The 12,830-nt window shown below is 55.9% G+C and carries 10 protein-coding genes; 4 read left to right on the forward strand and 6 right to left on the reverse strand.

Annotated features, from left to right (window positions below; genetic code table 11):
* Positions 1–8 precede the first annotated feature (8 nt).
* The gene (gene fadB, locus LMS44_RS14070) at positions 9–2,195 is read right to left on the reverse strand and encodes a fatty acid oxidation complex subunit alpha FadB (RefSeq protein ID WP_027958889.1); all 2,187 of its coding nucleotides are present in this window, start codon (positions 2,193–2,195) and stop codon (positions 9–11) included.
* 310 nt (positions 2,196–2,505) lie between these two features.
* Here fadB and LMS44_RS14075 point away from each other — a divergent pair, with 310 nt between their 5' ends.
* Together LMS44_RS14075 and slyA are read left to right on the forward strand one after the other, a co-directional pair.
* Positions 2,506–3,660: a DUF5924 family protein gene (locus tag LMS44_RS14075; protein WP_009288643.1), complete on the forward strand. Its 1,155-nt coding sequence runs from the start codon at positions 2,506–2,508 to the stop codon at positions 3,658–3,660.
* Between the two features lie 76 nt (positions 3,661–3,736).
* Entirely contained in the window at positions 3,737–4,189 is a 453-nt protein-coding gene (slyA, locus tag LMS44_RS14080) for a transcriptional regulator SlyA (RefSeq protein ID WP_027958888.1), read from the forward strand.
* On the opposite strand, the gene LMS44_RS14085 is transcribed toward slyA, so the two are convergent.
* Positions 4,168–4,734, reverse strand: coding sequence for a preprotein translocase subunit YajC (locus tag LMS44_RS14085; protein WP_138801665.1), 567 nt, complete (start codon positions 4,732–4,734; stop codon positions 4,168–4,170). The genes slyA and LMS44_RS14085 overlap by 22 nt on opposite strands.
* A 182-nt stretch (positions 4,735–4,916) precedes the next feature.
* Between LMS44_RS14085 and LMS44_RS14090 the strand changes: the two genes are divergently transcribed.
* Positions 4,917–5,369: a universal stress protein gene (locus tag LMS44_RS14090; RefSeq protein WP_022522962.1), complete on the forward strand. Its 453-nt coding sequence runs from the start codon at positions 4,917–4,919 to the stop codon at positions 5,367–5,369.
* Positions 5,370–5,430: 61 nt separating this feature from the next.
* On the opposite strand, the gene LMS44_RS14095 is transcribed toward LMS44_RS14090, so the two are convergent.
* Positions 5,431–7,347, reverse strand: coding sequence for an ATP-binding cassette domain-containing protein (locus LMS44_RS14095; RefSeq protein WP_159176981.1), 1,917 nt, complete (start codon positions 7,345–7,347; stop codon positions 5,431–5,433).
* Between the two features lie 164 nt (positions 7,348–7,511).
* Between LMS44_RS14095 and LMS44_RS14100 the strand changes: the two genes are divergently transcribed.
* Positions 7,512–8,525 (forward strand): AraC family transcriptional regulator, encoded by a 1,014-nt coding sequence (locus LMS44_RS14100; RefSeq protein ID WP_498945442.1) that lies wholly within the window; start codon positions 7,512–7,514, stop codon positions 8,523–8,525.
* A gap of 232 nt (positions 8,526–8,757) precedes the next feature.
* Here LMS44_RS14100 and LMS44_RS14105 read toward each other — a convergent pair whose 3' ends face one another.
* Genes LMS44_RS14105 through LMS44_RS14115 form a run of 3 tightly spaced genes read right to left on the reverse strand, consistent with a single transcriptional unit; the run spans position 8,758 to position 12,828 of the window.
* Positions 8,758–10,410, reverse strand: coding sequence for a fatty acid--CoA ligase (locus LMS44_RS14105; protein ID WP_498945444.1), 1,653 nt, complete (start codon positions 10,408–10,410; stop codon positions 8,758–8,760).
* A 55-nt stretch (positions 10,411–10,465) separates the two neighbouring features.
* Complete coding sequence (bktB, locus tag LMS44_RS14110; protein WP_498945446.1) at positions 10,466–11,653, reverse strand: beta-ketothiolase BktB; 1,188 nt, start codon at positions 11,651–11,653, stop codon at positions 10,466–10,468.
* A gap of 32 nt (positions 11,654–11,685) precedes the next feature.
* Positions 11,686–12,828, reverse strand: a complete 1,143-nt coding sequence (locus LMS44_RS14115; RefSeq protein ID WP_041159546.1) for an acyl-CoA dehydrogenase family protein — start codon at positions 12,826–12,828, stop codon at positions 11,686–11,688.
* Positions 12,829–12,830: the final 2 nt, after the last annotated feature.

Raw genomic sequence — 12,830 nt, forward strand, 5'->3', positions numbered from 1 at the left:
CGTGGTGGTTAGGCCTGGGTGGCAGAGTTGTCACTGGAATAGAATTGCTCATTGTTCTGAGCCATCTGACGCAGCTTGTCGGTGGGCGCGTATAGCGGGCCCAACTCCTCAGCTAGCCCTTCCGCCAGCTTGACGAACTCTGCAACGCCCATGGCGTCGATGTAGCGCAGCGCACCACCACGGAAAGGCGGGAAGCCGATGCCATAGATCAACGCCATATCGGCTTCGGCTGGCGTGGCCACAATGCCATCTTCCAGGCAGCGCACGGTTTCCAAGCAGAGTGGTACCATCATGCGAGCGATAATATCCTCGTCGGAAAACTCTTTATGCTCTTTCACCACCTCTTTAACTAAAGCGTAAGCCGCTTCGTCGGTGACTTTCTTCGGCTTACCCTTCTTGTCCTCTTCGTAGGCGTAAAAACCCTTGTCGTTCTTCTGGCCTAAACGGTCGTTGTCGTACATGACCTGAATGGCGGTTTTACCGTCGCGAGCCATACGATCAGGGAAGCCTTCCGCCATTACTTCATTGGCGTGAACGGCGGTATCCAGGCCGACCACGTCCAGCAGGTAGGCCGGACCCATGGGCCAGCCGAACTTCTCCATCACCTTATCAACGTGCTGGAAGTCAGCACCCTGCTCAACCAGGAAGCTAAAGCCGCCAAAGTAGGGGAAAAGCACCCGGTTGACCAAGAAGCCTGGGCAGTCGTTAACCACAATCGGCGTTTTGCCCATTGCCCTGGCGTAGGCCACGGTGGCAGCAACGGCGGCATCCGAGGTCTTCTCACCACGGATGACTTCTACCAGCGGCATGCGGTGCACGGGGTTGAAGAAGTGCATGCCGCAGAAGTTTTCAGGCCGCTTTAGGTTTTGCGCCAAGCGGTTGATGGAAATCGTCGATGTGTTCGAGGTGAGAATGGTATTTTCGCTCACCATACCTTCCACTTCGGTAAGCACGGCGTCTTTGACTTTGGGATTTTCAACCACCGCTTCGACGACGAGATCGACGTTGCCAAAATCTCCGTAGGAGAGCGTCGGGCGAATATTAGTCAGCTTCTCCGCCATCTGCTCGGTGGTCAGCTTTTTGCGCTCCACCTGTTTGGCAAATAGCTTACGGGCTTCTTTCAGGCCCAGTTCAATGGCGTCATCCTTGATATCTTTCATCAGAATCGGCGTGCCTTTAGAGGCACTCTGATAAGCGATACCACCACCCATGATACCCGCACCCAGCACGGCCGTTTGCTTCACCGGCTGCGCCTGCTTCTCATACTTGCTGGCTTTTTTCTTGACCACTTGGTCGTTCAAGAACAGACCCACCAAGTTGAACGCCACGCTGCTGAGTGCCAGCTTGGCGAAGGCTTTGGCTTCAATCGCCTGGGCACGGCCACGCTCTTCGCCAGCGCCTTTCTGAATCACTTTGATCGCTTCTACCGGCGCCGGATAATGAGGCCCCGCTTTACCGGCGACATAGCCTTTCGCCGTTTCAAACGCCATCATCTGCTCAATCGGGTTGAGCTTCAGCGGGCTGGTCTTTTCAGCACGACGGGCCTGGTAATCCAGCTCACCGGCATTGGCACGGTCAAGAATATCCAGCGCGGCCTCTTCCAGCTGTTCGTCCGTCACCACCGCGTCGACGGCGCCCACTTTTAGCGCGGCATCGGCACGGTTTTCGGTACCACCGGCAATCCACTCGATGGCATTATCGGCGCCAATAATGCGCGGCAGGCGTACACAGCCGCCCCAACCGGGCAGAATGCCGAGCTTGGTTTCTGGCAGGCCGATCTTGGCTTTCTCGCCCATCACGCGAAAATCAGTGGTCAGCAATACTTCGCAGCCGCCACCCAGCGCCAGACCATTGATCGCTGTTACGGTAGGGAACGGCAGATCTTCAATAGCGTTAAAAATATCGTGAACCTTGAGATTCATCTCCTCAAGGTAGGCTTCGCCTTTATCAAATAGACTGTGAAACTCGGTGATATCGGCGCCCACGATAAACACATCTTTCCCGCTCGCAATAAGTAAACCTTTTAAGCTATTTTCAGCTTGAATGGCTTTTACTGCTTCGCTCAGCTCTGCGACCACCGCGCTGGAAAGCTTGTTGACGGACTCATCTTTCAGATCGAAAGTGAGCATTGCGATATCATTGCCACTCGGGGTGTCACGACGTGTCACCGTGATGGCGTTGCCTTGATAGATCATCCGCGCTCTCTCCACATTTTCGGGCTGGCTCTGAAAAGAGAACCCGCCACATTTCTCATACGGCTTCCACACGACTTTCATACGGTCGTTTGATTGCCTTAGCTTGGTTGAGTTGCCTGATAACGTCAAGCCCAGACTTTTGGCTAATTTACTCATTTAGTGAGACCAGCGCTCTCCGGCATCCGTTCATAGAGCGCCGTCTGAGTGAATGTAACCGATCCCGCCAGAAGCATGGATTTGCAGTAGATCAGCGTTAAGCCTGACAGCCTGTTAGAATCGCGCTTCCTTTTACTTTGCAGGTTATCTTGTTATGAGCGCACTGCTCACGCCTTCACGTATTGAAGCCATTCAGCAGCGAATTGAACGCATTGTCGAACGCCTCAAGCCCTGGAGCTGGCTTTGGCCACCAATGGCCTTTGCTGCCGGGCTAAGCAGCTTCTTTTTAGTTGATCGCCAGCAGTGGTTAGGCGCAGCGCTGGCGCTGGGATTACTGTTTGCCTGGACGCTACTGCTTTCGGAAGGCTTGATCAGCCGCTGGTTGTCGCGCCGGGGTCACCCCACGCCACCTCGGGGCGTAACCACTTTTATTGCCCAGATGATTCACCAGGAGACACTTTTCTTCACCCTGCCGTTTATCTTAGTCACCACGGTGTGGAATAGCGGGCAAACGCTGTTTGCGCTGCTGGTGGGCGGCATGGCAATACTGTCGATTATCGATCCGCTCTACTTCAAAGTCGCGGAGCGCTGGCGCAGTCTCTATTTCGTCTTTCATGCCCAGTGTGTCTTCCTGGTACTACTGGTCACACTCCCCATCATGGTGCACCTTACCACCGGCCAGAGCCTGCTACTGGCCCTGGGGATCACCATTTTGGTGGCCTTGCCAAGTTTTTGGCACTTGCTTAAGCAGCGCTCGCTCAAACGCTGGTGCGCTTTTTTTGTGTTGACGCTGCTACTCGCCTATGGAGCTTGGCTGGGACGTATATGGGTACCGCCTGCCAGTCTCTGGATGACCAGTAGCGCGCTCTCTCCTGGTTTTAATGTTGAGCAGCGCCTGCCTCAAGGCTCGATGGCGTTAACGCCACAAGCCATCAGCGAAAATGGCCTTTATGTTTACACCGCTATTCGGGCACCGCGGGGATTAAGTGAAACTATTACCCATGCCTGGCATCACAATGGTGTGCCAATGGATGTTGTGGAGCTTAATATCGACGGTGGACGCGAGCAGGGTTACCGCGCATGGAGCCACAAGCAAAACTTTCCCGAAGACCCTACTGGCGATTGGCGCATTGATATCATGACAGGTACGGGCCAGCGCTTGGGATTAATACGTTTTGAGGTCTCAGACGATGCTCAGCAAGCCACGCTGGCAGATGGAGAGATACGCGCCAGTGGTCTAAGTGGATTAAACTTACGGCGGTTTGTGCCGGGTAGCCCTAACGATGAAGAGGCGCGACCGGAAGATTGAAGGGTTAAGCGCCTTGCATTCAGCGGCGTAGCTTATGACAATTCGACTACTCACATTTATTGGCAGCTAGTTACCTATGGCTTCAACGATTGGATTTCGCATCGCACGCTTGCCCCACTTATGGCGCTCCATCTTGGATCGCCGCTTGGCGCCGCTGGGATTAACCCAAACACGCTGGGTGACGCTATATCACCTGTGGCGTCTTGGCGAAGGCCATCCGCAGTGCGATCTCGCCCGTGTGATTGGTGTTGAGGCGCCCTCTCTTGTGCGCACCCTGGGCCAGCTCGAAGAACAAGGCCTAGTTGAACGCCGAGCCTGCGACAACGACCGTCGCAGCAAGCGGATTTATCTTACCCCTGCCGCTATGCCGCTGCTGGAGCAGATCGACAGCGTTGCGCAACAAGCGCGCAAAGAGATGTTCGCTGGCTTAAGCGAGGAGAACCTCGAACAACTCAACGAATGGTTGGCAGTGATCGAGGCAAACGGCTTGGCGATACAAGCACGGGATCAGGATAATCCGGCATCTTGATCGCTGACTGTGGATGACGCCTGCTCAGTGCCCTTTAACGGCTGGCTGAAAGGCTGGTCGGCACGGCCACGCAACGCCTCCTGCAGTTGCTGAAATTCGGGTAGATAGGTCGCGAATCGCTCCGCGGTTTGCGACTCCCACCACCAAAGCGTCAATGCATAGGGCGTTGACTGCACCACCAAGGCGTCTTGCGGCAAGCGTTCAAGTAGTGTTTTTAACGCTGCTGTAGCGGAATCGGGTAAAGGCCGCAAGGGGGCAATCCGCCAGCGCCAGCCAGCATGAAATGGCGTTAAGGCTTCACTGGCATTGCTGTCTCTTACCAATAGAAAATCAGGGCCCGGTCCTTCCTGGGGATAGTGCCAGCGATAAGCCGGCATGGTACCTCTAAAATGGTGTAGTGGCGGCTTTTCCAGCTTGATACTGACGCCCTGTTTGGCGATTTGAGTGCGCAGCGCCTGCTGGCGTTTTTGACGCGGGCTAGGCTTTAGCCACATCACCGGCGCAATTACAAACAGCATAATAAACACGATAATCAACCATTCCATCTCTACATTTCCTCCCACATAAGCCACACTGTATAAACTAATCTAAAAACCATGACTCAGGTCGCTGTTTTGACCCAAGTCATTGTTAAAACGCTTGCTATTGTTAAAACAGGACACGCCATCTAAAGTAACGGTTATTGAACAAAGAGCCTCTTTGTTACCTACTGCCAAGGAGATACGCCATGAGCTATCACCACATTTTAGTTGCCGTTGACTTAACCAAAGACTCCCACAAGATTCTGGAACGTGCCGTTGCGATCGCAGAACGCAACGACCAAGCCAAAATCTCCATTATGCATACCCTGGAACCGCTTGGGTTTGCCTACGGTGGCGATATCCCCATGGACTTGACCAGCATCCAGGATCAATTGGATGAACACGCCAAAAAACGCTTAGCCGAAATCGCCGCCCCGCATATTGCCGAGGCTGACCAACACGTTGTGGTGGGTATGCCCGACACCGAAATTCACCGTTTTGCTGAAGAGCACGATGTAGATCTAATCGTAGTGGGCTCCCATGGCCGCCACGGTTTTGCTCTACTGCTCGGCTCAACCTCTACCGGCGTATTGCACGGTGCCCAATGCGATGTGCTAGCCGTTCGCGTCGGTAAAAAAGGCGAAGAAAGCGACGAGTAACCTAAGGCACGATAACGTTTATAAAAAAGGCGCCCATACGGCGCCTTTTAACGTTTTCAAGCTACTCACCGGCAGCCATCGCTTCCAGTTCCATCCAGCGCTCCATGGCAACTTCTAACGCTTTCTGCACTTTTTCAAGCGTTTGCAGCTTAGCCGTAACGGCGTCGGCATCCTGCTGATAAAACGCTGGGTCACCGATTTCACTCTCCAGCGTCTCTACTTGCCCCTCAAGACGTTCGATTTCGGCGGGCAGTGCATCTAACTCGCGTTGCAAATTATACGAGAGTTTGACGCTTTTCTTGACCGTTGCGGCAGGTGCTTCAGCCACTTTCTTGGGCGCTTCTGAGGTGGGTTCGGTACGCTGACGCGCCGCCCCTTCCCAAGGTGCTGGCGGCAGCTTGCCCCCCTGGCGAATCCAGTCGGTATAGCCCCCCACGTATTCACGTACAACGCCATCGCCCTCAAAGGCGAGCATGCTGGTCACCACGTTGTCCATAAAGGTTCGGTCGTGGGAGACCAGTAGCAGCGTGCCATCGAAATCGAGCAGCAGCTCTTCGAGCAGCTCCAGGGTTTCCATGTCGAGGTCGTTGGTCGGCTCATCGAGCACTAACACGTTAGCTGGCTGAGTGAACAACTTGGCCAGCAGCAGGCGGTTGGACTCGCCACCGGAGAGCGCTTTCACCGGCTGGCGCACCCGCTCGGGGGTGAAAAGAAAGTCCTGTAGATAGCTCATCACATGGCGATCTTTACCGCCCACACTGACACGATCACTGCCTTGGGCAACGTTGTCGTAAACGGTTTTTTCCAGTTCAAGCCCGGCGCGCAGTTGGTCGAAATAAGCCACTTTCAGATTGGTGCCCATCTGCACCTTGCCTTCAGTGGGTTCCAACTCGCCCAGCAGGATTTTCAGCAGGGTTGTCTTGCCCGCACCGTTGCGCCCCAGGAAGCCAATACGGTCACCGCGCAGTACCTCAAGATTGATATCGCGCAGTACCACCTCATCGCCAAACCGTTGGGTGACACCTTGCAGCTCTACAACGCGCTTGCCGGTACGCTCACCGCGATCCACCGTCAGGTTGGCATTGCCTTGACGCTCGCGGCGCTGGCTACGCTCGTTACGCATTGCCTCGAGCGCTCGAACCCGGCCTTCGTTGCGGGTACGCCGTGCTTTAACGCCCTGACGAATCCAGGCTTCTTCCTGGGCAAGTTTTTTATCAAATTCGGCGTTCTCCCGCGCCTCTACTTCAAGCTCGTGCTGCTTACGAGCCTGATACTCTTCGTACTTGCCGGGGTAGCGCCCTAGCTGGCCACGGTCTAGCTCCAGAATATTGGTGGCCAGCTTGGAAAGAAACGCCCTATCGTGAGTAATCAGCAGTACCGCGCCGTTAAACGCCAGCAGTTGCTCTTCCAACCAGGCAATGGTGTCTAAGTCCAAGTGGTTGGTAGGCTCATCAAGCAACAGTAGATCAGGCTCGGCGACCAAGGCACGCGCCAGCGCCACCCGGCGGCGCCAGCCACCGGAGAGCGAGCTCATCTCAGCCGCGGGGGGCAGGCCTAAGCGGGTCAGCACGGTGTCGATACGCTGGTGGAACGACCAGCCATCAATGGCTTCCAGGCGCGTTTGCAGGGTCGCCATGCGATCCATATCGGGGTCGGGATCATTGATCAGATGATCGTACTCGGAGAGTAGCTCCCCGGCTTCCGGCAGCCCTTGGGCGACCATGTCAAAAATGGTCAGGCCGGATGACTCGGGTAACTCCTGAGCCAGCACACCGATCTTGAGGCCAGGTGCCCGCCAAATTGAGCCATCATCGGGCAGGATATCCCCCGCTACCAGCTTCAGCAGAGTGGATTTGCCGGTGCCGTTGCGCCCGACCAGCGCCAGCCGCTCGCCTTTTTCAACCGTCAGGTCGGCGCGATTGAGTAGTACATGGGTGCCGTAGGCGAGTTGCAGCTGTTCGAGTCGTAACAGGGTCACGCGGTGTCCTCCTAAATCGTGAGGCGCACAGTGTAACGCATGAGCGGCCCAGGAGGGGGAACCATATAGAGGGGAATCGTAGAGCGGAAACCACCAGCGTGATACCGTTTTGCTAGCAACTACAATATCTCAACCAAAAAACGACTTTTAAAGGCGGGCTGACAGTGACGGTGACCGTCTCGATGCATTTTGTAAATGAGCTGTTTAAAGGCTTACCCAACAGCTCAACATCGCCCACACGCTACCTGGAACGGGCGGGCATTTCGCCCTTTTTACTTTCGGCCCCCCATGGCCGCGTCACGGTTGAGCAGTTTGCCGAACTGTATCGTGGGTTGGTGAACGAACTGGACGACGAAACGCCCGGCTTTTTTTCCCGCCCGCTGCGGGGTGGCACCCTGAAGCTGCTGTGTTTAAGCATGCTGGATGCGCCCAATTTGCAAGTTGCACTGCACCGCTATACGCAGTTTTTCCGTATTCTTCTCGACGACTTTGGCTATGCGTTTACCCTTGAAGGAGACTTCGCTCGTATGGCGCTGGTGGAGCATACTCCACTTGTGGGCAGTCGCACTCTGATTCATGAGCTGATGCTGAAGCTGTTTCACGGCATCGCGTCGTGGATGATAGCGCGTAAAATACCACCCATTTTAATGGAGTGCGCTTACCCCCAGCCGCCGCACAGCGCTGATTATCTCTACTTTTATCCTGGTACAGTACGCTTTGGGCAGCCGCAAACCGCGATCTATATAGATCGCGGTTTTCTTGATCATCCTATCCGCCAGACCAAGAGACACCTGGGCGCTTTTTTAAAGCGCGCCCCCGCAGACTGGTTCTATGTGTCGTTTGCAGATCGCCTGCTCACCCACCGGGTGCGCGAACACCTCTCACGTCATCTGACTACGTCTGGCACCGTGCATAGCGTAGCCGATGCGCTGCATATGTCTGCTCGCACGCTGGCGCGGCATCTCAAAAGGGAGGGCACCCACTTTCAAGCGGTCAAGGATGAGTACCGCCGCGATGTAGCTATTCAGGCACTCACCTGTAGTGAGAAGCCCCTGATTAGCATCGCGGAGGCGTTAAGCTTTGAGGATCTAGCCTGCTTTAGTCGTGCCTTTAAAACCTGGACAGGCAATTCGCCCGCCGCGTATCGCAAAGCGCGCACGGCGGGCAACGTTCGCTGATCGTGCAAAGCTATAGCAGTTACCTGCATGAAGGCATCAGTGCCGCGGGCAGGTTTCCGCGAGGGCGCTGTGAATCCATCCGTGGACGCTACTTTTTCCATCTGACCGCCATGGATGGCGGAAATGCCGAAATTGTTGGGAACATATTTCGGCCATGGAAAAAGACCCTCGCTCCAACCTGCCCTCGCACCCTGAGGATGAGCAGTTTTGAAGGAGTAATCCCTAAGAGTATCTAAATTTCGGTGCGGATACGTTTCTTATCCAGCTTGCCCACGCTGGTTTTGGGTATCTCATCGACGAAGCGAATCATGCTGGGAATCCCCCAGCGGTTGAGTTTTCCCTGGGCGACAAACTGCTCTAAAAACGCCTGCACGGCTTCAGTGGTGGGCGGGTTGTTCAGGTCGGCGGGGACAGCTAACGCCGCTGGACGCTCTCCCCATTTATCGTCCGTCACCCCGATCACCGCCACTTCGGCAATGCCTGGACACTGGCTGATATAGCTCTCCAGTTCTAACGACGAGAGCCACTCGCCGCCGGTTTTAATCACATCTTTAATGCGGTCGCTAATGGTCAGAAAGCCCCGCTCATCGAGGGAGCCAACATCCCCGGTATGCAGCCAGCCGTCGCGCCATAGCTCCGCACTGCGTTTCTCCTCTTTGTAGTAGGCCTGGGTCAGCCAGGGCGCTTGAACACGCACTTCGCCAACGCTTTTACCATCATTGGGTAGCGGCTCGCCGTCCGCATCGACCACTTGAAGTTTAACCAATGGTATCGGCAGGCCCGCTTTACAGCGCCAGGGTAGCTGGGTCTCAAAATCAGCGTCGCCGATATCCTGCGGCAGAATATCGGCGGTGAGTAGCGGACAGGTTTCCGACATTCCATAAGCACTGCGGGTATCAATCCCCAACGCCCATGCTTTGCTTGCTAGCGACTCGGTTAACGCACTGCCGCCGACCAATACTTTCCAACCGGCGAGGTCGACCTGTTTTGAGGTAATCGCCTCGGCGCTGACCACCATGTTGAGCAGGGTCGGTACGCAGTGGGAGAAGTCGACCTTCTCGCTGACCAGCAGCTTGACCAGCATTTCCGGCTCGTAGCGGCCAGGGTAGACCTGGGTAGCCCCCATCAGCGTGGCGGTATATGGCACACCCCAGGCGTGAACGTGAAACATGGGGGTAATAGGCATGTAGACCTTGTCGCGGTTGAGCAGCTCAAAACCGGGCGCCTGGAAAGCGCTAGACTCGTTCAAGGTATGCAGCACCAACTGGCGGTGGGTAAAGAAAACCCCTTTGGGGTTACCCGTGGTACCGGTGGTGTAGAACAGTGTGGCGACGGCGTTTTCATCAAAGGTGGGAAAATCGTAGTGAGTAGGCTGCTGGCTTAATAGCGATTCAAACTCGCCCACCAGCGGCAGAGTGGTATCGACTGTTTGCGGGGTCTCCTGACACAGCAGATAGCCACGTACTTGGGGTAGCTTATCGGCCAGCGGCTCAAGCAGTGGCACAAACTCTTCGTGCACGATGACGAAAACGTCTTCGGCGTGATCCATGGTGTAGAGGATTTGCTCCGGAGCCAGGCGCACATTCACCGTGTGGAGTACCGCGCCGATCATCGGAATGGCAAAAAAACACTCCAGGTAGCGGTGGCTATCCCAATCCAACACCGCCACCACATCGCCTGCTTGTACGCCCTGAGACGTCAGCGTATGGGCCAGTTGGTGCACCCGCTCACGAAAACGCTCATAGCTGTGGCGGCTCTGATCCCGGTAGACAATCTGATTGTCGCCCGCCATGCGCACGCCCGCCTCCAGCAGGTCGCCAATCATCAAGGCAGGGTTTGTCGCAGAGGCCGCGGCGGGTAAAATTTTCGGGGTAACTGAAGGCATAAAAACTCCTATAACTTTTTTCTTATAACACTGTTCTTGTAGCAATCGATTCGGATCAGCCGCGCTCGATAAGCAGGGCGATGCCCTGCCCTCCACCAATACATAGCGTTATCAATCCGTAGCGGCCATTAATGCACTCCAACTCGTGTAGCGCTTTGAGAATCAGAATAGCCCCCGTGGCCCCCACCGGATGCCCCAAGGCAACCGCGCCGCCGTTGGGGTTTAGCTTCGCTAACGGGAACCCGAGCGTTTCCGCCACCGCCATGGCCTGGGCAGCAAAGGCTTCGTTGGACTCAATCACATCAATATCATTAATGCTTAGCCCCGCCTGTTGGAGGCAGCGTTGCACCGCAGGAATCGGACCAAGGCCCATTAGCGTTGGCTCAACGCCTGCTGTTGTGGCAACACGAAGATGTGCCCTAGGCGCTAAGCCCCGCTGTGAGGCTTCATCGGCATGGGCCAGCACTAACGTGGCTGCACCATCGTTGATACCCGAGGCATTGCCTGCGGTCACCATGCCATCTTTTTGGAAGGCGGGCTTGAGCCGCGCCAAATCGCTAAGTTGGACGACATCGCGCACGTGTTCATCGCGGGAGAAAAGTACCGTTTGCTTACCGCGACTGACCTCCACTGCTACGATTTGATCGTCAAAGCGGCCTTCCGCGATGGCACGCGCCGCTTTTTGATGGCTCTCAAGGGCAAACTGATCCAACTGCTCACGGCTTAGGCCATACTGTTTAGCGATGTTCTCGGCAGTGCAGCCCATATGGCCGCTGCCAAAGGGGTCGCTCAAAATGCCTAGGGTTAAATCCTCAACGTTCACATCCCCCATACGCACGCCGTTGCGCGCTTGAGGAGGCAGCAGATAAGCCCCGCGCGACATCGACTCAGCGCCACCTGCCAGCGCTAAGCGGCTGTCGCCCATAGCAATCTGCTGGGCGGCTGAGACCACCGCCTGTACACCTGAACCACACAGCCGGTTGACGTTGAAGGCCCCCGCTTCTTTCGGCACGCCTGCTTCCAGTGCAATATGACGCGCCAGATAGGCATCCTGGGGGCCGGTGGTAATAATGTGGCCGTATACCGAGTGATCGATATCTCCGCCCTCAACGCCAGCACGGCGCAACGCCTCTTTGGCGGTTATCGCCCCCAACTCAAACGGCGCCTTGGTTGAGAGCGACCCGCCAAAACTCCCGATCGCGGTTCGTGCACCGCCTAAAATCACTACATCATCCAACCGCATGGCTCTCTCCTGTGTTCAAACTCACCGTCTTGCTACGCCACTTTGCCCAGCAGCGAGCGGGCGACAACTTCTTTCATGATCTCTGAGCTGCCGGCATAGATCGTTTGTACTCGGGCATCCAGATAAAAGCGTGAAATGGGATATTCGTGGGTGTAGCCGTAACCGCCAAATAGCTGCAGGCAGCGATCCACCGCTTGACACTGCAGCTCGCTGAGCTGCAGTTTTAAAATCGCTGCATCCGTGCTGCTCATGGTGCCCTGGCGGTACTTTTCGACGCAGTGCTCAAAGTAGGCACGGGCCACGTCCTGCTGGGCTTTTATCTCCGCCAAGGTAAAGCGGGTATTTTGAAAATCCGCCACCCGCTGTCCAAACGCTTGGCGCTGCTGTACGTACTCCAACGTCAACGCCAGCGCTCCCTCCACGGCGCCCAGCGCCTGTGCACCAACGCCCAGGCGTTCACGGGGCAGCTCCTGCATTAGGTAGCGGAACCCGGCGCCCTCCTCTCCCAACAGCGCATCATGGGGCAACTGCATTTGATCAAAGGCAAGCTCGGCGGTATCGCTGGCGTGCTGGCCGATCTTTTTAATCGGTTTCCCCCGCGAAAAGCCGGGTAAGCGGGTGTCGACCAAAAAAAGTGACACGCCCTTTGACCCGGCGGAAGGGTCGGTTTTGGCACACACGATCACCAGGTCGGCAAACTGGCCATTGGTGATAAAGATTTTGCTACCGCTTAACTCCCAGCCATCGTTAGTGCGCTTCGCCCTAGTTCTCATTGACGCAAGATCACTACCCGCATGGGGTTCGGTCATGGCAATGGCCCCAAGCGCATCGCCACGGGCCATGGCAGGTAGCCAACGCTCACATTGAGCCGCTGTCCCCAGATTCTGCAGGTAGGGCATAACGATATTGGCGTGGATATTATAGGCACTGGCAAGGCCACCAAACCCCTGGCGGGAGAGCTCTTCCAGCGCCAGCTGGGTGATGGCGATATCGGCTCCTGAACCACCGTGCTGTTCGTCAAGGTCAATGCCGAGCAGCCCCGCAGCGCCCAATGAATGCCATAGTGAACGGGGTATTTCACCCGCTGCCTCCCACTCATCGTAGTACGGGGCAACCTCCTGGCTTAGGCAGCGTTTGATCATGGCGTGAAACAGGTCGGTCGTTTGCTCGTCCATGC

The sequence above is a fragment of the Halomonas profundus genome (assembly GCF_020865425.1).
In the GTDB taxonomy this organism is placed as follows: domain Bacteria; phylum Pseudomonadota; class Gammaproteobacteria; order Pseudomonadales; family Halomonadaceae; genus Vreelandella; species Vreelandella titanicae.